The sequence below is a fragment of the Janthinobacterium sp. 1_2014MBL_MicDiv genome (assembly GCF_001865675.1).
In the GTDB taxonomy this organism is placed as follows: Bacteria; Pseudomonadota; Gammaproteobacteria; order Burkholderiales; family Burkholderiaceae_D; genus Janthinobacterium.
In genome coordinates, this window is the sequence record NZ_CP011319.1 from 144,120 (window position 1) to 164,098 (window position 19,979).

The 19,979-nt window shown below is 63.0% G+C and carries 18 protein-coding genes; 10 read left to right on the forward strand and 8 right to left on the reverse strand.

The window, feature by feature from the left end; translation table 11 throughout:
* The first annotated feature begins 56 nt into the window (after window positions 1-56).
* Window positions 57-830, forward strand: coding sequence for a 5'-3' exonuclease (locus tag YQ44_RS00620; protein ID WP_071321722.1), 774 nt, complete (start codon window positions 57-59; stop codon window positions 828-830).
* Window positions 831-975: 145 nt separating this feature from the next.
* Window positions 976-1,383 (forward strand): response regulator, encoded by a 408-nt coding sequence (locus YQ44_RS00625; protein ID WP_071326165.1) that lies wholly within the window; start codon window positions 976-978, stop codon window positions 1,381-1,383.
* Window positions 1,384-1,387: 4 nt separating this feature from the next.
* Here YQ44_RS00625 and mnmA read toward each other — a convergent pair whose 3' ends face one another.
* Together mnmA and YQ44_RS00635 are read right to left on the reverse strand one after the other, a co-directional pair.
* The gene (gene mnmA / locus YQ44_RS00630) at window positions 1,388-2,503 is read right to left on the reverse strand and encodes a tRNA 2-thiouridine(34) synthase MnmA (RefSeq protein ID WP_071321723.1); all 1,116 of its coding nucleotides are present in this window, start codon (window positions 2,501-2,503) and stop codon (window positions 1,388-1,390) included.
* Window positions 2,504-2,534: 31 nt separating this feature from the next.
* Entirely contained in the window at window positions 2,535-3,014 is a 480-nt protein-coding gene (locus YQ44_RS00635; RefSeq protein ID WP_071321724.1) for an NUDIX hydrolase, read from the reverse strand.
* 413 nt (window positions 3,015-3,427) lie between these two features.
* On the opposite strand from YQ44_RS00635, the gene YQ44_RS00640 reads away from it, so the two are divergent.
* From YQ44_RS00640 to YQ44_RS00650, 3 genes are read left to right on the forward strand one after another with little or no spacing between them, the layout of a single operon-like run.
* Window positions 3,428-4,540 (forward strand): Re/Si-specific NAD(P)(+) transhydrogenase subunit alpha, encoded by a 1,113-nt coding sequence (locus tag YQ44_RS00640; RefSeq protein WP_071321725.1) that lies wholly within the window; start codon window positions 3,428-3,430, stop codon window positions 4,538-4,540.
* Between the two features lie 24 nt (window positions 4,541-4,564).
* Window positions 4,565-4,879, forward strand: coding sequence for an NAD(P) transhydrogenase subunit alpha (locus YQ44_RS00645; protein ID WP_071321726.1), 315 nt, complete (start codon window positions 4,565-4,567; stop codon window positions 4,877-4,879).
* An 8-nt stretch (window positions 4,880-4,887) separates the two neighbouring features.
* On the forward strand, window positions 4,888-6,342 hold the full coding sequence (locus YQ44_RS00650; RefSeq protein WP_071321727.1) for an NAD(P)(+) transhydrogenase (Re/Si-specific) subunit beta: 1,455 nt from the start codon (window positions 4,888-4,890) through the stop codon (window positions 6,340-6,342).
* Window positions 6,343-6,390: 48 nt separating this feature from the next.
* On the opposite strand, the gene YQ44_RS00655 is transcribed toward YQ44_RS00650, so the two are convergent.
* The 5 genes from YQ44_RS00655 to YQ44_RS00675 all read right to left on the reverse strand — a co-directional run bounded on the left by YQ44_RS00655 (window position 6,391) and on the right by YQ44_RS00675 (window position 11,931).
* Complete coding sequence (locus tag YQ44_RS00655) at window positions 6,391-7,335, reverse strand: GGDEF domain-containing protein (protein ID WP_071321728.1); 945 nt, start codon at window positions 7,333-7,335, stop codon at window positions 6,391-6,393.
* Between the two features lie 115 nt (window positions 7,336-7,450).
* On the reverse strand, window positions 7,451-8,593 hold the full coding sequence (locus YQ44_RS00660; RefSeq protein WP_071321729.1) for a UbiH/UbiF/VisC/COQ6 family ubiquinone biosynthesis hydroxylase: 1,143 nt from the start codon (window positions 8,591-8,593) through the stop codon (window positions 7,451-7,453).
* Between the two features lie 9 nt (window positions 8,594-8,602).
* A complete protein-coding gene (locus tag YQ44_RS00665; RefSeq protein WP_071326166.1) occupies window positions 8,603-9,925 on the reverse strand; it encodes an aminopeptidase P N-terminal domain-containing protein in 1,323 nt (440 codons plus the stop codon).
* Window positions 9,925-10,653, reverse strand: a complete 729-nt coding sequence (murU, locus tag YQ44_RS00670) for an N-acetylmuramate alpha-1-phosphate uridylyltransferase MurU (RefSeq protein ID WP_071321730.1) — start codon at window positions 10,651-10,653, stop codon at window positions 9,925-9,927. The genes YQ44_RS00665 and murU overlap by 1 nt, the downstream gene beginning before the upstream one ends.
* Before the next feature lie 210 nt (window positions 10,654-10,863).
* Window positions 10,864-11,931, reverse strand: a complete 1,068-nt coding sequence (locus YQ44_RS00675; protein WP_071321731.1) for an aminoglycoside phosphotransferase family protein — start codon at window positions 11,929-11,931, stop codon at window positions 10,864-10,866.
* A gap of 99 nt (window positions 11,932-12,030) precedes the next feature.
* Here YQ44_RS00675 and YQ44_RS00680 point away from each other — a divergent pair, with 99 nt between their 5' ends.
* The 4 genes from YQ44_RS00680 to rsmA all read left to right on the forward strand — a co-directional run bounded on the left by YQ44_RS00680 (window position 12,031) and on the right by rsmA (window position 17,672).
* Window positions 12,031-14,283: an LPS-assembly protein LptD gene (locus YQ44_RS00680; protein WP_071321732.1), complete on the forward strand. Its 2,253-nt coding sequence runs from the start codon at window positions 12,031-12,033 to the stop codon at window positions 14,281-14,283.
* A gap of 88 nt (window positions 14,284-14,371) precedes the next feature.
* A complete protein-coding gene (locus YQ44_RS00685; RefSeq protein WP_071321733.1) occupies window positions 14,372-15,775 on the forward strand; it encodes a peptidylprolyl isomerase in 1,404 nt (467 codons plus the stop codon).
* A gap of 16 nt (window positions 15,776-15,791) precedes the next feature.
* Window positions 15,792-16,841 (forward strand): 4-hydroxythreonine-4-phosphate dehydrogenase PdxA, encoded by a 1,050-nt coding sequence (pdxA, locus tag YQ44_RS00690; protein WP_071321734.1) that lies wholly within the window; start codon window positions 15,792-15,794, stop codon window positions 16,839-16,841.
* A gap of 51 nt (window positions 16,842-16,892) precedes the next feature.
* Window positions 16,893-17,672, forward strand: a complete 780-nt coding sequence (rsmA, locus tag YQ44_RS00695; protein ID WP_071321735.1) for a 16S rRNA (adenine(1518)-N(6)/adenine(1519)-N(6))-dimethyltransferase RsmA — start codon at window positions 16,893-16,895, stop codon at window positions 17,670-17,672.
* Window positions 17,673-17,686: 14 nt separating this feature from the next.
* Here rsmA and YQ44_RS00700 read toward each other — a convergent pair whose 3' ends face one another.
* On the reverse strand, window positions 17,687-18,604 hold the full coding sequence (locus YQ44_RS00700; protein ID WP_071321736.1) for a LysR family transcriptional regulator: 918 nt from the start codon (window positions 18,602-18,604) through the stop codon (window positions 17,687-17,689).
* A gap of 228 nt (window positions 18,605-18,832) precedes the next feature.
* Between YQ44_RS00700 and YQ44_RS00705 the strand changes: the two genes are divergently transcribed.
* Complete coding sequence (locus YQ44_RS00705) at window positions 18,833-19,948, forward strand: porin (protein WP_232251018.1); 1,116 nt, start codon at window positions 18,833-18,835, stop codon at window positions 19,946-19,948.
* The last annotated feature ends 31 nt before the right edge of the window (window positions 19,949-19,979 follow it).

Here is a 19,979-nt window from a genome sequence, read left to right on the forward strand (position 1 = left end):
CATGGCCATGCGGTAGAATGCGGGCTTGAACAAGCCTCAAAAGTCATCATAACCGCATGGCCAGACTCCTCGCTATCGACGGCTTGAATATCGTACGCCGCGTCTACGAAGCCAGTCCTGAACCCGATTCCGACCTGAAGGCGGAGATCGCGCTGCGCCATGCGCTGTCGTCGTTCCGCACCCTCATCAACGACCACGAGCCGACGCACATCCTGCCGGCCTTCGATTTTGGTGGCCCCACCTGGCGCCACGCCCTGTATGCGGGCTACCGCGAGGGGCGCCAGCCCATGCCGCAGGTGCTGCGCGACGCCTTGCCCGGCTTTTACGCCACCCTGGCCAGCTTCGGCATGCACGTGGTCAGCATTCCCGACGTCGAGGCCGACGACGTGATCGGCACGGCCGTCATGCGCTGGCTGCACGAGGGGCGCGGTGCGGCCGTCATCGCCACCACCGACAAGGATCTGCACGGCCTGATCGCGCACGGCGCCCTGGTCTGGGACCATTTCAAGGGCATCTGGCACGACCACGCCTGGGTCGAGAAAAAGTTCGGCGTGCCGCCGGAACTGCTGCCCGACCTGCTGGCGCTGATGGGCGACGTCACCGACAGCATCCCGGGCGTGTCGAAGATCGGCCTGAAAACGGGCGCGAAACTGTTGCGCGCCTACGGCAATATCGACGCCGTGATGGCTGGCGCCGGCATTTTGCCCGGCGCGCTCGGTGAAAGCCTGCGAAAAGAGCGGGAAATACTGTATCTTTCAAGAAAGTTGGTGGAACTCAAGACGGATGTCACGCTGGGTGTCACCTGGAACAAACTCGTGTGGGAAAAGTAGAGCGCCAAACAAAAAGCCCACGGCGTCGTTGCCTTGCCTCGTCGTACATTTGTACTGCCTTCGGCAACGCGCCTGGCCCTGGATGTTTTCCTGGACGCTCTGTTGGCCAGAACACGGAATCAATCAAGCAAGGAAGTAAATCATGATGTTAAAGGCAGTCCTGATCGATAGCAGCGCGGTGGCGCGCGGCCTGCTGAACACGGTCCTGATCGATGGCGGCTACGACGTCTGCGGCCAGACGCATACCAGCGCGCTGGGACTGGCGCTGCTGGTCAAGCATCGGCCGCATTTCGTGTGCATCGCGCGCGAGCAGGTGGAAGATGGCAGCAACGTGGTGCAGACCATCCGCGAGCAGTATCCGAAGACGCTCATTTTCATGATTTCGGGCGGCATCGACGCCGCGTCGCTCCAGGCGGCGCACGCGATGGGCGTGTCGGGCTTCATCGTGAAACCCTTCATGGCCGACACGGTGCTGAAGACCGTGCGCAATACCGTCATCGCCATGGTGCGCAAGCAGCAGGCCCTGGCCGCCGCCGCGCAGGGCAACGCCTAGGAAATTACGCCAGTCCCGTCGAACCGGCGATGATGCCGCCGCCGAGGCACACGTCGCCGTCGTACAGCACGGCCGACTGGCCCGGCGTGACGGCCCATTGCGCCTGATCGAAGGCCAGGCTGAAGTGTTCATTCCCGTCCGGCAGCAGATGGCAGGCGACGTCGGCCTGGCGGTAGCGCGTCTTGGCGCTCAAGGCGCCCGCCTGCGGCGCCGTGCCGGCGATCCAGCTGGCCTGGTCGGCCGTCAAGGCTGGCGACAGCAGCCACGGATGGTCGTGGCCCTGCACCACCCACAGGGTGTTGTTGGCGATATCCTTGCGCGCCACATACCAGGCGTCGCTGCTGCCGTCCGCATTCTGGTACGACTTCACGCCGCCGATGCCGATGCCCTTGCGCTGGCCCAGCGTGTAAAAACTCAGTCCCACGTGCTCGCCCACGGTCTTGCCGTCCGGCGTTTTCATCGGACCCGGCTTGTACGACAGGTAGCGGTTCAAAAATTCGCGGAACGGGCGCTCGCCGATGAAGCAGATGCCCGTCGAATCCTTCTTTTGCGCATTCGGCAGGGCCAGCTTTTCGGCGATCTGGCGCACTTGCGTCTTCGGGATTTCGCCGAGCGGGAACAGGGTCTTGGACAATTGCGCCTGGTTCAGGCGGTGCAGGAAGTAGCTCTGGTCCTTGCTGGCATCGACGGCTTTGAGCAGCTCGAAGCGGCCCGCCTCCGTCGGCGCCTGGCGCACGCGCGCGTAATGGCCGGTGGCGATCAGGTCGGCGCCCAGGGTCATGGCGTGGTCGAGGAAGGCCTTGAACTTGATTTCAGCGTTGCACAGCACGTCCGGGTTCGGCGTGCGGCCGGCCTGGTATTCGCGCAGGAAGTCGGCGAACACGCGGTCCTTGTATTCGGAGGCGAAATTGACGGCCTCGATATCGACGCCGATGACGTCGGCCACGCTGGCCGCGTCGATCCAGTCCTGGCGCGTCGAGCAGTATTCCGAATCGTCGTCGTCTTCCCAGTTTTTCATGAACAGGCCGATGACTTCATAGCCTTGTTCCTTCAGCATCCATGCCGCGACCGAGGAATCGACCCCGCCCGACATGCCGATAACGACTTTCTTCTTGCTCATCTTGCTTTCCAGTTACTTTTAGATAATATTGCTATGCGCTATTGAAAACGGACGCATGCGTGTGCAGCAGGGCCAGCGGGGCGCGCCGGCCGGCCAGGTATTCATCGACGCATTGCAGCACCAGCGGGCTGCGGTGGCGCTCCTGGCAGGCCGCCAGTTCGTCGCGCGTCATCCACAGCGTGCGCAGGATGCCTTCATCGAGCGGGCGGTCATGCTCGGCGCCGGCCGTGCCGCAAAAGGTGAAGCGCAAATAAGTCACGTCCTCGCCCGTGCGCTGCGACTGGTAGCGCGACATGTACATGCCGACCAGCGCCGTGGGGATGAAATCATAGGCAGCTTCTTCCAGCGTTTCGCGGATCACGGCCTGCTCCAGCGACTCGAACGGGTCGAGGTGGCCGGCCGGTTGATTCAGCTTGATGCCTTCGCTGGTCTCTTCTTCAATCAGTAAAAACAGGCCGTCGCGCTCGACGATGGCGGCAACGGTGACAGAGGGTTTCCAGATTCTCGGCATGATTCCATCCTTGAAAGAGCCGACATTTTATCTTGTTCTGCGCGCGCGGTTTGAAGCCGGCCTTTTGTTGCGAGGACATATTGATAAATGACAACGTTTTAGCAAATAGCGGTGGGAGGTACTTACGTCTTTCCCCGCGAGCGCACTAGCATGGGGGCTTTGGCGGCAAGGTGGCAGGAAGCGCCCGTCAATATAGGCTTTCCCTGTGGTCAAAACAAGCGCGCACGCCGATTGGACTGTGGTGAGATTGACACACCTTTCCCACAATACGGGTGCCGTACCGCATGGCGGAACGGTGGATGCGATTACGGGGCAATTAGTGTCCAGCGCCTAAAAGTTGCTGGTTCACAAACGTTTAACGCGAAGGTTTCCGTGTTAGATTCTAGTCAGTTTATTAATTTGCGGAGGCATTCATGAGGATAGGCATACCGGCCGAATCACGGCCCGGTGAGACCCGGGTGGCAGCGACGCCCGAGACAGTCAAGAAGCTGGCAGCCAAGCATCAGGTCGTCGTGCAGGCGGGAGCGGGCTTGCACGCCTCGATTCCCGACGACGCGTATGCCGCCGCCGGCGCCCAGATCGGCAGCGCCCAGGAAGCGTATGGCTGCGCCATCGTGCTCAAGGTGCGCGCCCCCGATGCCGATGAACGGGCCCTGATGGCCAGCGGCACCGTGCTGATCGGCATGTTGAATCCCTTTGACGCCGACAATATCGCCGCCATGGCCGCGGCCGGGCTGTCCGCCTTCGCCCTGGAAGCCGTGCCGCGCATCACGCGCGCGCAGTCGATGGACGTGCTGTCCTCGCAGGCGAATATCGCCGGCTACAAGGCGGTGCTGGTGGCGGCGAATACCTATCAGCGCTTCATGCCGATGCTGATGACGGCGGCCGGCACCGTGAAGGCGGCCCGCGTGCTGATCATGGGCGTGGGCGTGGCGGGCTTGCAGGCGATCGCCACGGCCAAGCGCCTGGGCGCCGTCATCGAGGCGTCCGACGTGCGCCCGCCCGTCAAGGAGCAGGTCGAGTCGCTGGGTGCCAAATTCCTCGACGTGCCTTTTCTCACCGATGAAGAGCGGGAAATCGCCAAGGGGTCGGGCGGTTACGCGCGCGCCATGCCGGCCGACTGGATGCGGCGCCAGGCCGAGCTGGTGCATGAACGGGCAAAACAGGCCGACATCATCATCACCACGGCCCTGATTCCCGGCCGCGCCGCGCCCGTGCTGATTTCCGAGGAGACGGTGAAGGCCATGAAGCCGGGTTCCGTCATCGTCGACCTGGCCGTCGAGCAGGGCGGCAACTGCCCGCTGTCGGAGCTGGGCAAGACGGTGCTCAAGCACGGCGTCTACATCGTGGGCGAGCCGAACCTGGCGACCCTGGTGGCGGCCGACGCGTCGGCCCTGTATGCGCGCAACGTGCTGGACTTCCTCAAGCTCATCATCGACAAGGACGACCAGCTGCTGATCGACCGCGAGGATGAAATCATCAAGGCCAGCCTGGTTTGCGCGGGCAGCGACATCTTACGTAAATAATACGGCGCCGGAGAGAACAACATCATGGAAATCAGTCACACCATCACCAACCTGATCATCTTCGTGCTGGCCATTTATGTCGGCTACCACGTGGTCTGGACCGTCACGCCGGCGCTGCACACGCCGCTGATGGCCGTCACCAACGCCATTTCCGCCATCATCATCGTCGGTGCCATGCTGGCCGCCGGCCTGACGGATGGACCGCTGGCGCAGGCCGCCGGCACCCTGGCCGTGGCGCTGGCCGCCGTCAACGTGTTTGGCGGCTTCCTCGTCACGCAGCGCATGCTCGAGATGTTCCGTAAAAAAGAACCGAAGGCCAAGCAAGGAGCGAAAGAATGAGTCACGCCATGAGCTTCGTCACCATGAACCTGGTGACGATGATGTACCTGATCGCCTCGGTGTGCTTCATCCAGGCCCTGAAGGGCCTGTCGTCGCCATCGACGGCACGCCGCGGCAACGCCTTCGGCATGAGCGGCATGGCCATTGCCGCCGTCACCACCGTGGCGCTGATCCTGAAACTGAAGGAACAGCAAACGGGCGGCATGGGCCTGACCCTGGTCATCATCGGCATCGTCACGGGCGGCGTCATCGGCGCCTACCTGGCGAAAACCGTGGAAATGACGAAGATGCCGGAACTGGTGGCGGCCATGCACTCGCTGATCGGCCTGGCGGCCGTCTGCATCGCCGTGGCGGCCGTGTCGGAGCCATGGGCCTTCAATATTGCCAAGCATGGCGAGGCGCTGCCCATCGGTAACCGCTTCGAGCTGTTCATCGGCACCTTTGTCGGCGCCATCACGTTTTCCGGTTCGGTGATCGCCTTCGGCAAGCTGTCGGGCAAATACAAGTTCCGCCTGTTCCAGGGCGCGCCCGTCAGCTTCAAGGGCCAGCACATGCTCAACCTGGTGCTGGCGCTGGTGATGGTCGGCCTGGGCCTGGCCTTCTGCTTCGCCGACGGCGTGGAACCGGCGTGGACGCCGTTCGTCATCATGGCCCTGATCGCCTTTGCCCTGGGCGTGCTGATCATCATTCCCATCGGCGGCGCCGACATGCCGGTGGTGGTCTCGATGCTGAACAGCTACTCGGGCTGGGCCGCGGCCGGCATCGGTTTTTCGCTGAATAACTCGATGCTGATCATCGCCGGCTCGCTCGTGGGGTCTTCCGGCGCGATCCTGTCGTACATCATGTGCAAGGCCATGAACCGCTCGTTCTTCAACGTCATCCTCGGCGGCTTCGGCGGCGCCGCGCCGGCCGCCGGCGTGGCCGGCGCGCAGGAACAGCGTCCCGTGAAATCGGGTTCGGCCGACGATGCCGCCTTCATCATGAGCAATGCGGAAACCGTCATCATCGTGCCCGGCTACGGCCTGGCCGTGGCGCGCGCGCAGCACTCGCTGAAGGAACTGGTGGAAAAGCTCACGCACAAGGGCGTCACCGTCAAGTATGCGATCCACCCGGTGGCGGGGCGCATGCCGGGCCACATGAACGTGCTGCTGGCCGAAGCCGAGGTACCGTACGACCAGGTCTTCGAGATGGAGGACATCAACGGCGAATTCGGCCAGACCGACGTGGTGCTGGTGCTGGGCGCCAACGACGTGGTGAACCCGGCGGCGAAGGACCCGGCATCGCCGATCGCCGGCATGCCTATCCTGGAAGCGTACAAAGCCAAGAGCATCATCGTCAACAAGCGCTCGATGGCTTCCGGCTATGCGGGCCTGGACAATGAACTGTTCTACCAGCCGAACACGATGATGGTGTTTGGCGACGCCAAGAAGGTCATCGAGGACATGCTGAAGGCAGTCGAGTAAGGCAATGCCTTGCGCCATTGAAAACGGCCCGCCTTGCGCGGGCCGTTTTCATTCTGCCGCCACCACCTTGTTGCGGCCCTGGTGCTTGGCCGCGTACAGCGCCTTGTCCGCTTCCGACATGGCCGCGTCCATGCTGGCGCCCTGCGTCAACGGCGCCAGGCCGATGCTGATGGTGACGTGCAGCGCGCCGCCGTCGGGCAGCACGGTGACGGCGGCCGCCACGGCCGCGCGGATGCGTTCGGCCACCTGGCAAGCTTGCGTCAAGGTCGCGTCGGGAAACAGCAGGCCGAATTCCTCGCCGCCCATGCGCGCCGCCACGTCGGTGACGCGGCCCGTGTCGCGCAGCACCTGCGCCACCGTGCGCAGCACGGCGTCGCCCACGGCATGGCCATAGCGGTCGTTGATTTTCTTGAAATGATCGAGGTCGGCCACGCCCACCGTCAGCGCGGCGCCGCTGCGCGCCGTGCGCGCCATCGCTTGCTCGGCCTGGGCTTCATAGGCGCGCCGGTTCGGCAGCGACGTCAGCGCATCGTGCAGCGCCTGCTGCTCCAGCTGCGCCAGCAGGCTGGCATTCTTGGCCGCCAGTTCGCGCCGCTCGCGCACGTCGAGCAGGAAGGCGCCGAAATAGCGCATGCCATCGACGACGCCCAGGTCGAGCGCCTTCATCTCGATGGGGATCATTTGCGCATCGCGGTGGCGGATGGCGAATTCGCGGATCTTTCCCAGCACGCTGGACGGGCGCGAGCTGCGGATGTAGTTGATGACGTGGTTGTCGTGCTGGGTGGCGACGGCGTCGGGCAGCAGGCCGTTCAGGGTCTGGCCCAGCAGTTCTCCACTGGCATAACCGGACAGCGCCTGCATGGCGCCGTTGATGTAGCGGATGCGGCACTGTTCGTCGATGATGATGACGGCGTCGAGGGCGTCTTCCAGCAGGCGGGAAAAGAGTACTTCGGGAAGTGCGGCAGGCGGTGCTGCGGGCAATGCGTCTGTCATGGGACTGTCGCCAAAATCCAGGTGATACCCATTGTCGCATCCGCGGGCCGTTTATTCCATGCCGGATAGCCCGCCTGTTTCTTTTTCGCCCGCGCTCTTTCTTTATTGCTAAGGCTTAGCGCCGGCCGTACATCATCAGTTCAGCCAGGCTCTTGCGCGCCGGGCTGAAGACGTCGAGCAAGCCCAGCGACAGGCCCAGCACGCCTTGCGTGGGCGCCGTGCCCGTGAAGATGCGCGCCATGGTGTCGGTGACGCGCACCGTCAGGCCGCGGTCGGCCTGGCGCAGGCTGGCATAGCGTTCCAGGCTTGCCGGGCTGCCGTCCTGCGCCAGCACGCGGGCCAGCACGGCGGCGTCGCGCAAGCCCAGGTTGAGGCCTTGCCCCGCCACCGGGTGCAGGGTTTGCGCCGCATTGCCGATGGCGACCGTGCGCGCCGTGCCGCCCGCCTGCGCGTTCAGGCCCAGCGGATAGGCCAGGCGCGGCGTCGTGTGGAGGAACCGTCCCAGGCGGCTGCCGAAGGCCGCGCCCAGGCGCGCCAGAAAGGCCGCATCGTCGAGGGCCAGCAATTGTTCGGCGCGCGTGGGCGGCACGCACCAGACCAGCGCGTAGCCGTCGTCCTGCGGCAGCAGGGCCAGCGGACCTTCGTCGGTGAAGCGTTCATACGCGCGGTGGGCGATGGGAGCACTGGTGCGCACGTGGGCAATGATGGCGCTTTGGCCATAGTCGCGGCTGACGGCGCGTTCCTGCTGCTGGCCGAACAGGCCGCCCTCGGCCTGCACCAGCAGGCTGGCGCGCAGGCTGGCGGCGGCGCCGTCCTGTTCGATCTGCACGGTGACGCCATCGGCGTCTTCGGCGCTGGCCGTCACCAGCGCCGGGCGCAGGCTGGCCACGCCGAGGCGCTCGCACACGTCGGCCAGCGCGCTGACCACGGCGCCGTAGCGCGCCACATAGCCGAGGGCATCGACGCCATGTTCAGCGCGGTCCATCAGGCTGCGCCCGAAATGGCCGCGGCGCGAGACGTGAATTTCGTGGATCGTCGTCGCTGCGACGGGCCAGGCGCCCGCTTCCTCGAGGATCTGGCGGCTGCCGTGCGACAGGGCGATGGTGCGCGGATCGCGCCTGGCCTGCTCGATGGACTTGGCGTCGAGCAGGGCGATGCCGGCGGCGCGTGCGCCCCGTTGCACCAGCAGGGCGGCCAGCGCCATGCCGACGGGGCCGGCGCCGCAGATGGCGAGATCGAAGAGGGGCGGTGTATGCATGCTGCTGCGTTAATCCTGTGACATCAGTTGTTCGATTTCAGCCACGCTTCTGGGCGCCGTGCTGAACACTTCATGGCCTTGCGGCGTGACCAGCACATCGTCCTCGATGCGGATGCCGGTGTGCCAGAACTGCTCGGGCACACCGGCGCCGGGGCGCACGTAGATGCCCGGTTCCACCGTCAGCACCATGCCAGGCTCCAGCGCGCGCCATGGCTTGCCGGGCGCGCCCGTGTCGCGGTAGGCGCCCACGTCGTGCACGTCCATGCCCAGCCAGTGGCTGGTGCCGTGCATGTAGAACGGGGTATAGCTCTTGTCGGCGATGACGTCCTGCACGCTGCCGTTTTTTTGCCGGTCCAGCAATTTCAAATCCAGCATGCCTTGCGCCAGCACCTGCACGGCCGTCTCGTGGATGGCGCTGTGCGGCAAGCCGGGGCGCACCATGTCCAGCGACGCCTGCTGGGCCGCCAGCACCAGTTCATACAGCGCCCGCTGCGGGCCGCTGAAGCGGCCGTTGACGGGCCAGGTACGGGTGATGTCGGAGGCGTAGCCATCGAGTTCGCAGCCGGCGTCGATCAGCACCAGATCGCCGTCCTGCAGCTGCGCGTCGTTGGCGTTGTAGTGCAGGATGCAGGCGTTGGCGCCGCCGGCCACGATGGACGAGTAGGCGGGAAACTGCGCGCCGCTGCGGCGAAATTCGTACAGCAGCTCCGCTTCGAGCGCATATTCCGGCATGCCGGGCCGCGTGGCGCGCATGGCGCGCACGTGGGCGGCGCTGGAAATGGCGGCCGCGCGGCGCATCAGCGTCTGTTCCTCGCTGTCCTTCAGCAGGCGCATGGCGTCGAGCATGCCGTTGATCTCAATGGCCATGGCGGGGGCGGTGATGCCGCTGCGGGCCTTTTGCCGCACGCTGTGCAGCCAGACCTTGACCTGGGCATCGAGGCTGCCGCCCAGCGCGTAATACAGGGCCGGCGCATCGGCCAGCAGGCGCGCCATTTCCACGTCGCGTTCCTCGATGGGGAAGGCGCCGTCGAAGCCGAAGGTGGCGCGCGCCGCCTCGGGGCCGTGACGGAAGCCATCCCAGATTTCGCGCTCGGTATTCTTGGCGCGGCAAAACAGGATGGCGCGCGCGGGCGCCGTGGCGCTGGCGGCCACCAGGGCCATGGCGCTGTCGGGCTCCGCAAAGCCGCTCAGGTAGTAGAAATAGCTGTCGTGGCGATACGGATAGTCGCAATCGCTGTTGCGCGCCACTTCGGGCGCCGTGGCGAGGAAGGCCACGCTGCCTGGCAGCATCTGCGCCAGCAGCGCCGCGCGCCGTGCCGCGTAATTGGCCATCATGCCGCAGGCGCCTTCGGGCCTGTGCCGGCGACGCCGTTGAGCACGTCGAGCTGCGCCGGCGTGCCCACATTCGTCCACTCGCCCGGATAGATTTCGCCGCCCACGCGGCCCTGGTCCGCATACTGGCGCAGCAGGTCGCCCAGTTTGGCGTGGCTGCCTGGCGTAATGCCGTCGAACATTTCAGGACGGTACACGCCGATGTTGGCGAAGGTCCATTTGGTGTCGTCCGTATTGTTGATCGAGAACAAGGTCAGGCCGAAGTCGCCGTGCGGGTGGAAGTCGGGATTGGGCACCAGGTAGGTCCAGGCGATGTCGCGCTGGTCGGGCGGATACGGCGTGCCCAGCACATCCTTGTCGGCCAGCACGTCGAGCACTTGCTTGAAATCAAAGTACGGACAATAAATGTCGCCGGAGATGGCCAGGAACGGTTCCTCGCCCAGCAGGTGGCGCGCCTGGGCGATGCCGCCCGCCGTTTCCAGCGGCGTGCTCTCCGGCGAATACGCGATGCGCGCGCCGTACGCGCTGCCATCGCCCAGGGTTGCCTCGATCAGATGGCCCAGGTGCGCATGGTTGATGACGATGTCCGTGATGCCGGCGCGCACCAGATTCAGCACATGCCAGACGATCAGCGGACGGCCGCGCACTTTCAGCAGCGGTTTGGGGCAGGTGTCGGTGAGCGGACGCATCCGTTCACCGCGGCCTGCGGCGAAGATCATGGCTTTCATGGTGGGACTCGTTTTCTGTTTTGTTCGGTAAATGTTGCGCGGCGTGAGCCGCACAATAGCGTAATTCTGCAGTCGTGACACCTGACAAAACCGTAGCGAGCGGCAGTGAGGCCCGGCGCCCCCTTGTGGCCAGGAAGCGCAACCGTACCCTGGTACGGTGAGCATCGCCGGTCGCAAAGCGCGACGCGCATCAGGTTTTGGCGCGTGTCGTCAGAAGGTGTAGCCGACTTGCGGCGTCTTATTTTCCAGCGCGTCGAGCAAACGCACCAGCGGCTTGAGTTCCGTATAGCGGTTGGCTGTCTTGCGCACATAGTCGAGTACGGTCGGCAGGTCGCCCATGTACAGGTCCTTGCCATCGCGGTAATTCAGGCGCGCGAACAGGCCAAGGATTTTCAGGTGGCGCTGCAGGGCCGTGAATTCGAAATCGCGGTAGAAGGCGTCGATGTCGGGATTCACTGGCAAGCCCAGTTGCTTGGCGCGCTGCCAGTAGCGGATCACCCAGTCGAGCACCAGTTCTTCATCCCACTGCAGGTAGGCGTCGCGCAGCAGCGAGGCGATGTCGTAGGTGACGGGACCAAACACGGCGTCCTGGAAGTCGAGGATGCCCGGATTGGGCATCGAGCCATCATTGATGTGCATCAAATTGCGCGAATGGTAGTCGCGGTGCATGAAAACTTGTTGCTGCGACAAGATATTCGCCGTGATGGCTTCGAACACCTTGTCCAGCTGGGTTTGTTGTACATCCGTCAAGGTGGCGCCCAGATGCTTGCCGATGAACCATTCCGGGAACAGATTCATTTCGCGCAGGATGAAGGCGCGGTCGAACTCGGGCAGCACGTCGGGTTGGCTGGCCAGCTGGATTTTCATCAGCGATTCGAGCGCTTCGGCGTACAGCACGCTGGCATTGTCGTGGTTCAGGGCGTCCAGGTAGGTGGTCGTGCCCAGGTCGGAGAGCAGCAGGAAGCCTTGCTCCAGGTCTTGCGCGATGATGTCCGGCACGGACACCCCGGCCGCCTTCAGCAAACCGGCCACCTTGATAAAGGCGGGCACGTTTTCGCGCTCGGGGGGAGCATCCATGGCGATCAGTGTGCTTCCTGGCAATGTTGCATTGCCGGGCAAGACATCGAGGCGGTAGTAGCGGCGGAAGCTGGCATCGCTGGACGCGGGGCGCGCGGAATCGGGCGAAACGAGGTTCAACGGGGCCAACCAGGCTTTCAACAGGGTCAGGCGAGCGTCGGCGGAGGCCGGCGCGGCAGGGGAATTGGGGGAGAATGACATTAAGCGGCCTGTGGAATCGGGTTGATGGTGCAGATTCCCATATAATAAGGGATTCAAATCAAAAAATCGCCTGTCAATGGTGCTTGCCCCTTCCAATTCATGAGCTGGTTTTCGGCCTCCCCCCCTTCGCAGCGCTGGGCTTTCGCCATCAGCGCGCTCGTCGCCGCCACGACGGTGCCCGTTCACGCCCAGAAAGCACCACGTCCGGTTCACGTGGAAGATCCGGATGCGCCCACCGTCATGACGGCGGAAAGTATGCGTGGCCGGCCGGAACGGGAGCTCAATCTGGACAAAAATGTCGTCATTGAGCGTGGAAAAACCACAAAAATGACGTCCGATACAGCTTGTTACAAACAAGTTGACGATGAGTTCGACGCCGAGGGCCATATCAAGATGTGGCGTTTCGGCGATTACTACACGGGCGACGTGCTGAAACTGAACATGGAGACGGGCAAGGGCTTCCTGCTCAATCCCACCTACCGCTTTGAAGTGGGCGGGGGGCAGGGCAAGGCCGAGCGTGTCGACTTCATCAATCCCGACGAAGCCAATGTCATCGACGGTACCTACAGTACCTGCGAAGGCCCGAATCCGGACTGGTACCTGAAATCGAGCACCCTGAACCTGGACACGGGGCGCGACGTGGGCACGGGCAGCAAGACCATCATCTATTTCAAGGACGTGCCCATACTCGGCACGCCCGGCATCTCGTTTTCGCTGTCCGGTGCGCGCCGTTCAGGCTGGCTGGCGCCGACGCCGGGTTTTGCCTCGAAGAATGGCTTTGAGCTGACGGTACCGTACTACGTGAATATCGCGCCGAACCGCGACCTGACCCTGTTCCCGAAATACATACAGCGGCGCGGCATCCAGCTGGGCGCCGTGGGGCGTTATCTGGGCGAGACCGATGGCGGCCTCCTGTATCAGGGCGAGACGTCGTTCGAATTTTTGCCGAACGACAAGCAAACCAAGACCAACCGCTACATGATCAAGTCCAAGCACGAGCAGGCGCTGGGCCTGGGCTGGGTCTACGGCTGGGACCTGCGCGATGCGTCCGACAATAACTATCCGAGCGATTTCTCGAAGACGGTGGCCACGGCCACCGAGCGCCAGTTGCTGCGCGAATTGCGTACCGAGTATCGTACCGAGGACTGGAGCCTGACGGCGCGCGTGCAGAATTACCAGGTGCTGCAAGATCCCGATGCGGTGACCGATCCCAGCCTGTTCGTCACGCGTCCGTATGACCGTTTGCCGTCGGTTAACTTTCACGCTGGCAAATACGACGTATGGGGCGGTCTCGACTGGACCTTCGACGCGGAAGCGACGCGCTTCGTGCACCCGACCCTGGTGCAGGGTTCGCGCCTGGTGGCGGTGCCGCAGGTGAGTCTCCCCATCGTGCGCCCCGGCTACTTCATCACGCCCAAGCTGATGCTCAATGCCAGTGCATATCAGCTTGATAACGATAGCCGGACCAAGGCGCAGTTCCCGAATACCTCGTTTACGCGCGCCGTGCCGACGTTTTCGGTCGACGGCGGTCTGGTGTTCGAGCGCGACACGAACCTGTTTGGCGCCAAGGGCGGCACGCAAACGCTGGAGCCGCGCCTGTTCTACGTCTACACGCCGTACCGCGACCAGTCGCAGTTTCCGAATTTTGATACGGCTGACGGCACGTTCAGCCTGACGCAGATCTTTACGGAAAACCGCTTCGTCGGCAGCGATCGCATCAGCGATGCCAACCAGGTCACGGCGGCCGTCGTCTCGCGCTTCCTGCGGCCCGATGGCGCCGAGCTCATGCGCCTTACCTTCGGCCAGCGCTTCTATTTTGCCGACCAGCGCGTGCAGCTCAATTCGTCCACGCCGGTCAACCAGTCGCGTTCGGACATCCTGCTGGCGGCGACGGGCCGCGTATCGGAGACTTGGACCGTCGATAGCCTGGTGCAGTACAATCCCAGCGACCGTCAACTGATAAGCTCCACGTACTCCCTGCAATATCAGCCTGGTCCGAAGAAGGTATTGAACTTCAGTAACCGTTTCCAGCGCAATAGCCTGCGCAATGCGGAAATATCGACGCAATGGCCGCTGACGGACCGTCTGTATGGCGTGGGCCGCATCAGTTATTCCTTGCTGGACCGCCGCATGCTGGAAAGCCTCGTCGGCCTGGAATACAAGGGCGACTGCTGGGTGTTCCGCATGGGCGCGCAGCGTTTCGTAACGTCGGCCAAGAATGCCTCGACGCCGATCTTCTTCCAGCTGGAATTGACGGGCCTGTCAAACGGCCTGGGTCTGGGGGCGAATGGCCTCGAGACATTTACCAAAACGATCCCTGGCTACCAGGCACTGAGCCAGCCACTCCGTTAAGATGGTCACCGTTGCCGCCGCCGGTGTCCCCGGCGCTGGCACAAACCGGTTTTTTTATTCACCTGAACTCATGAGCGCTCTACACATTATGCGTAATGCCAGTATGCACCAACTCAAAATTGCAACGGTTTTGTTGTGCGCCATTTCCGGCGCCGCGACCAGTAGTGTCTGGGCGCAACAGGCCGCTCCCGCTCCTGCCGCCGCCGTGCCTGCCGCCGCAGCGGTCAAGGGTTTCACGCCGCCCGCCTCGAGCAGCGGCCAGACCATCGATTCCATCGCCGTCGTCGTCAATGACGATGTGATTACGCGCAATGAAGTGGCGACCCGCATCAAGAGCGTGGAGCAGCGCATGAAGGCGCAGAATATCCCGCTGCCCGATCCGGCCGACCTGCGTCGTCAATTGCTCGAGCGCATGATTGTCGAACGCGCACAAATGCAGCTGGCCAAGGAAATGGGTGTCCGCGTGGATGACCTGACCCTGGACCGCGCGATTGGTCGTATTGCGGAACAGCAAAAGATGACGGTGCAAGAGTTGCGCAACCAGATGGAAAAGGAAGGCACGCCGTTTGCGACCTTCCGCGAAGAAATCCGCGATGAAATCATCATGCAGCGCCTGCGCGAACATGAAGTCGACGCCAAGATCCAGATCTCGGATTCGGAAGTGGACAATTTCCTGGACGCGGAAAAAGCGGCGGCCAGCGAACAGGTTGAAATGAACCTGGCGCAGATTCTCGTGCGCATCCCGGAAAACTCCAGCCCGGAACAGATCGCCGCACGCCGCGCGCGCGCCGAAGAAGTCAGCCGCCAGCTGCGCACGGGCGCCGATTTCGCCAAGATGGCCGCCAGCTATTCCGATGCCAGCGATGCACTGAGCGGCGGCGATATCGGCTGGCGCAATAGCGACCGCCTGCCGCCCCTGTTCACGGAGCAATTGCTGAAATTGAAACCGGGCCAGATCACGCCTATCATCAAGAGCAACACGGGCTTCCATATCCTGAAGCTGGTGGACCGTCGCAGCGCGGCCGAGGCGCAAGCCGTGGCCGCCGTGCAGCAGACGCATGCCCGCCACATCCTGCTGAAAGTGACGCCGACCATGTCGGCCGCGGAAGCCAAGCGCAAGCTGGCCGAATTGAAGGAACGCCTCGACAACAAGGCGGCCAAGTTCGAAGACCTGGCCCGTTTGTTCTCGAATGATGGATCGGCTGCCAAGGGCGGCGACCTGGGCTGGCTGTATCCGGGCGACACCGTGCCGGAATTTGAAACGGCGATGAATGCGCTGAAGCCGGGTGAAGTGAGCGAGCCGATCGAGTCGAGTTTTGGTTTCCACCTGATCGAAGTGCTGGAACGCAAGAGCGACGACGTCTCGAAAGAGAAGCAGCGCAGCGCCGCACGCAATGCCTTGCGCGAACGCAAACTGGAAGAAGCGACGGAAAGCTGGGCGCGTGAAGTGCGCGACCGCGCCTATGTCGAATTCCGCTCGGACGACCAGTGATCGTGACTGTTTGCGCATGAGTACCCAGCCAGCCACGCGTCGTCCAGCCATCGCCATTACCTGTGGCGAACCGGCTGGTGTCGGCCCGGAAATTTCCATCCGCGCGGCCTGGGCCATGCGCCATGAAGTCAACTGCATCCTGCTGGGCGACGCCGCCTTCCTGGCGCTGACGGCCAGCCTGATCGATCCCGACATCCGCCTGGCGGCCCTGTCGCTGCAAGCCGTGCGCAACAGCGGCCTGCCGCAGTTCGGTCCCGGCCGCCTGGCCGTGATCGACATTCCCACCGTCAACAATGTCATCCCAGGCGTGCTCGACAAGGATAACGGGCGCGCCGTGCTCGATACCCTCGATGCGGCCGTGGAAGGTATCGCGGCCGGCTGGTTTGGCGCCATGGTCACGGCGCCCTTGCAAAAGAGCACGATCAACGATGCTGGCGTGGCGTTTTCCGGCCATACGGAATACCTGGCGGAAAAAACCGGCACGCCGCACGTGGTCATGATGCTGGCCGGTGAGCCGGGACATGGCGAACCGACCCTGCGCGTGGCCCTGGCCACCACGCACCTGCCCCTGAAAGACGTGTCGGCCGCCATCACGCTGGACAGCCTGGCCGTCACCCTCGATATCATGCAGGCAGACCTGCAACAGAAATTCGGCATCGCCGCGCCGCGCATCCTCGTTACCGGCCTGAACCCGCATGCGGGCGAGGGCGGCTACCTGGGACGCGAAGAAATCGACGTCATCGCGCCAGCGATCGCCGCGGCGCAGGCGCGCGGCATCGATGCGCGCGGGCCGTATCCGGCCGACACCCTGTTCCAGCACAAATACCTGGCCGACGCCGACTGCGTGCTGGCCATGTACCACGACCAGGGCTTGCCCGTGCTGAAATACGCGACCTTCGGGCGCGGCATCAATGTCACGCTGGGCTTGCCGCTGATCCGCACCTCGGTCGACCATGGCACGGCGCTGGACCTGGCCGCGCAAGGGCTGGGACTGGCCGATTGCCACAGCATGCAGCACGCGCTGCAAACGGCGCTCGACATGCTGCGCGCCAGCCGCGCGGCCTGAACATTTCATCCGCATCACCGCGCCTTACCCGCATTTATAGAAGAACAGAATATGAAACACGTTGCCCGCAAACGCTTTGGCCAGAACTTCCTGCATGACCGCTTCGTCCTCGACGACATCACGGCCGCCATCGCGCCGCAGCCGGACGATGCCATGGTCGAGATCGGCCCCGGCCTGGGTGCCATGACGGAGCAGTTGCTGCGCCACTTGAAGCAGATGCACGTGGTGGAACTGGACCGCGACCTGATCGTGCGGCTGGAAAAGACGTTCAATCCGGCCAAGCTGACGATCCATTCTGGCGATGCGCTGAAGTTTGACTTTGCGCAAATCCCCGTGCCGGCCGGCCAGAAACTGCGCATCGTGGGCAACTTGCCATACAACATCTCCAGCCCGCTGCTGTTCCACCTGGCGGATTTCGCGCCGCTGGTGCTGGACCAGCATTTCATGCTGCAAAAGGAAGTGGTCGAGCGCATGGTTGCCGAACCGGGCAGCAAGGCGTATGGCCGCCTGTCCGTGATGCTGCAATGGCGCTATGACATGTCGCTGCTGTTCATCGTGCCGCCGACGGCCTTCGACCCGCCGCCGAAGGTGGAATCGGCCATCGTGCGCATGATTCCCGTGGCCGAACGCCTGCCATGCGACCAGGAAACCCTGGAAGCGGTCGTCATGAAGGCCTTCTCGCAGCGCCGCAAGGTGATCCGCAACTGCCTGGCCGGCATGTTTACGGAAGAGCAGATCAAGGCGGCCGGCATCGACCCGACCCTGCGTCCGGAAACCGTGGGCCTGGAACAGTATGTTGCCCTGGCCAATCTATTGAAAGCGCCTGTTTAAGCCCGTGGCTTAACTTAAAACCACTGGTCGACCTGTTGCAAGTCTTGTCGCAACGCTGAAAAGCAGTCGTCGACGTGGTGGTTGCGGCTGATTTCATTGCGCCGCATCAGGGCGATCTTGCGCTTGCAGGTGGGCTGGCGCAGCGGCGCCACATGCAGCTCCTCGTCGTTGAGGAAAGTCGTGTACAGGCTGGGCATGATGCCCACGGCGATGCCGGCGCGCACCACGCCATACAGCGATTCGCTGTGTATCATCTGGTACAGGCTCGACGGGCTCAAGCCATGCTGGCGCAGCGCGCTCGAGGCGAATTCCCAGATGCTGCCCTTGGTAAACACGACGATTTCCTGGCCCGCCAGCTGTTCCCAGCGCACTTCCTTCAGCGGCGCCAGCGCATGGCGCCGCGCCGTCACCAGCACCAGTTCGTCTTCGAACAGGCCCACGCTCTCGAGCGAGACGGAGCCGGGCACTTCGATGCCCACGCAAAAGTCCAGCTGGCCCGAGTGCAGCGCATGCAGCAAGCCATCGTTGGGCATGTCCGACAGGACGATTTCCACCTCATCGCCATGCTGCTCGCTGTAGCGCGCCACCACGGCCGCCGTCATCGCCATCGCCGATGGGATCGCGCCGATGCGGATACGGTGCCGCCCGCTGCCGATGGCGCGCTGGATATCGGCGAAGGTATTGCTCGCCGTATTCAATAAATGCGTGGCGTAGTCGAGCGCCAGCCTGCCTTCGCGCGTCAGTTCCAGCTGGTGGGTTGTGCGGTTAAACAACTTTTTTCCCAGCTGATTTTCCAGCAGCTTGATCGACGCGCTGAGGGCCGGCTGGGTCACGCACAATTCCTGTGCAGCCTTGCTGAAGCTGTTTACCCGGGCTAAGGTGGCAAACGCTTGTAAATGTCGTAAGGAAATTTTCTTGCTCAGTTCATGCATGCGCGTTGCTTATTAGAAAAAGTAATGGATTTATAAAAATAAACAAATTTTCTTATCCCGCAATTTACCATATTCTGGACTGGTCTTTACTTGTCTTGAAAGCAACAATTTTCAGAGAAGCGCTTGCCATGCGGCGCCGACACTCGCGGCAGCCACCATGCAAGGGACGCATCAATCAAAATAATTCCAAAAAATACTCAGGGTTTACTCTTTTTTAGGGCGGCGGCGATGAATAAATGGATGACGGGAACGATGGTAGTGGGTGGCTTGCTGGCGGCGCAGGGGGCGGCGCAGGCGCAAAGCAGCGTGCAAGTGTATGGTTTGCTGTCGGCCGGCATCGGCTATGTGTCGGATGAAGGCAAGGGCAGCCGCACGCATGCGCTGAGCGGCACCAACCAGAATCCCCGCATCGGCTTTCGCGGCCAGGAAGACCTGGGCGACGGCACCAAGGCCATCTTCGTGCTGGAAAACGGCTTTAACGTCATGACGGGCACGGCGGCGCAAAGCGGTCGCCTGTTCGGCCGCCAGTCTTACGTGGGCCTGTCGAGCAACGACAAGGGCACCCTGACCCTGGGGCGCCAGTATGAAGCCGTGAAGGACTTGCTGGGCCCGGTGGTGATCGCCAGTAACGGCGTGCACATCGGCGACAACGACAACGGCTACAACAACTTGCGCGTGCAAAACGCCGTCAAGTATGTCAGCCCGAACCTCAGCAACCTGTCGTTCACGGGCTTGTACGGTTTCAGCGAGAATCCGGAAGATGCCAACCGCAACCGCGTCTACAGCATGGGCGCCGGCTACAAAGTCGATGCCTTCAGCTGGGCCGTGGCCTACACCAAGATGGACCACCCGAACAGCCCCGATGCGCCGAATGGCGCCATCGGCAACGACTATGGCAGCTCCTTGTTGATCTTCAACAAAAGCGCCGTCAGCGGCGCCGGCGTGAACAGCCAGGCCATCGCCGGCACGGGAGGCTTTTATAATGTCGGCAAGACCAAGTTTGGCGCGCTGTACACCAACGTGCGCTACCACTACCTGGACCAGAGCAATCTGACCTTGCAAAACGTGGATCTGAACATGAACCACAAGCTGACGGAAGCGCTGAACCTGGGCGCATCGTATTTCTTTACCACTGGTAAATATGATGTGATCAACAAGACGCCGAAATGGCATCAGGTCAACTTCCAGGCCGATTACTTCCTGTCCAAGCGCACCGATGTCGCCATCACCTGGAGCTACCAGAAAGCGGCCGGCGATGCGACGTTCGCCCGCGTGTTCGGTTTCGGCGCCTCGGCCGGCAAGACGCAAAGCGTCTTGATTGTTGGCATGCGACATTATTTCTGACGACTGATTCATCTTTACAGGCGCTGTCCCG

Excerpts from the sequence above, each read along its gene's own strand:
- YQ44_RS00620 (WP_071321722.1), top strand. The coding sequence starts at position 57 with ATGGCCAGACTCCTCGCTATCGACGGCTTGAATATCGTACGCCGCGTC.
- YQ44_RS00625 (WP_071326165.1), top strand. The coding sequence starts at position 976 with ATGTTAAAGGCAGTCCTGATCGATAGCAGCGCGGTGGCGCGCGGCCTG.
- mnmA (WP_071321723.1), bottom strand. The coding sequence starts at position 2,503 with ATGAGCAAGAAGAAAGTCGTTATCGGCATGTCGGGCGGGGTCGATTCC.
- YQ44_RS00635 (WP_071321724.1), bottom strand. The coding sequence starts at position 3,014 with ATGCCGAGAATCTGGAAACCCTCTGTCACCGTTGCCGCCATCGTCGAG.
- YQ44_RS00640 (WP_071321725.1), top strand. The coding sequence starts at position 3,428 with ATGAGGATAGGCATACCGGCCGAATCACGGCCCGGTGAGACCCGGGTG.
- YQ44_RS00645 (WP_071321726.1), top strand. The coding sequence starts at position 4,565 with ATGGAAATCAGTCACACCATCACCAACCTGATCATCTTCGTGCTGGCC.
- YQ44_RS00650 (WP_071321727.1), top strand. The coding sequence starts at position 4,888 with ATGAGCTTCGTCACCATGAACCTGGTGACGATGATGTACCTGATCGCC.
- YQ44_RS00655 (WP_071321728.1), bottom strand. The coding sequence starts at position 7,335 with ATGACAGACGCATTGCCCGCAGCACCGCCTGCCGCACTTCCCGAAGTA.
- YQ44_RS00660 (WP_071321729.1), bottom strand. The coding sequence starts at position 8,593 with ATGCATACACCGCCCCTCTTCGATCTCGCCATCTGCGGCGCCGGCCCC.
- YQ44_RS00665 (WP_071326166.1), bottom strand. The coding sequence starts at position 9,925 with ATGGCCAATTACGCGGCACGGCGCGCGGCGCTGCTGGCGCAGATGCTG.
- murU (WP_071321730.1), bottom strand. The coding sequence starts at position 10,653 with ATGAAAGCCATGATCTTCGCCGCAGGCCGCGGTGAACGGATGCGTCCG.
- YQ44_RS00675 (WP_071321731.1), bottom strand. The coding sequence starts at position 11,931 with ATGTCATTCTCCCCCAATTCCCCTGCCGCGCCGGCCTCCGCCGACGCT.
- YQ44_RS00680 (WP_071321732.1), top strand. The coding sequence starts at position 12,031 with ATGAGCTGGTTTTCGGCCTCCCCCCCTTCGCAGCGCTGGGCTTTCGCC.
- YQ44_RS00685 (WP_071321733.1), top strand. The coding sequence starts at position 14,372 with ATGCGTAATGCCAGTATGCACCAACTCAAAATTGCAACGGTTTTGTTG.
- pdxA (WP_071321734.1), top strand. The coding sequence starts at position 15,792 with ATGAGTACCCAGCCAGCCACGCGTCGTCCAGCCATCGCCATTACCTGT.
- rsmA (WP_071321735.1), top strand. The coding sequence starts at position 16,893 with ATGAAACACGTTGCCCGCAAACGCTTTGGCCAGAACTTCCTGCATGAC.
- YQ44_RS00700 (WP_071321736.1), bottom strand. The coding sequence starts at position 18,604 with ATGCATGAACTGAGCAAGAAAATTTCCTTACGACATTTACAAGCGTTT.
- YQ44_RS00705 (WP_232251018.1), top strand. The coding sequence starts at position 18,833 with ATGAATAAATGGATGACGGGAACGATGGTAGTGGGTGGCTTGCTGGCG.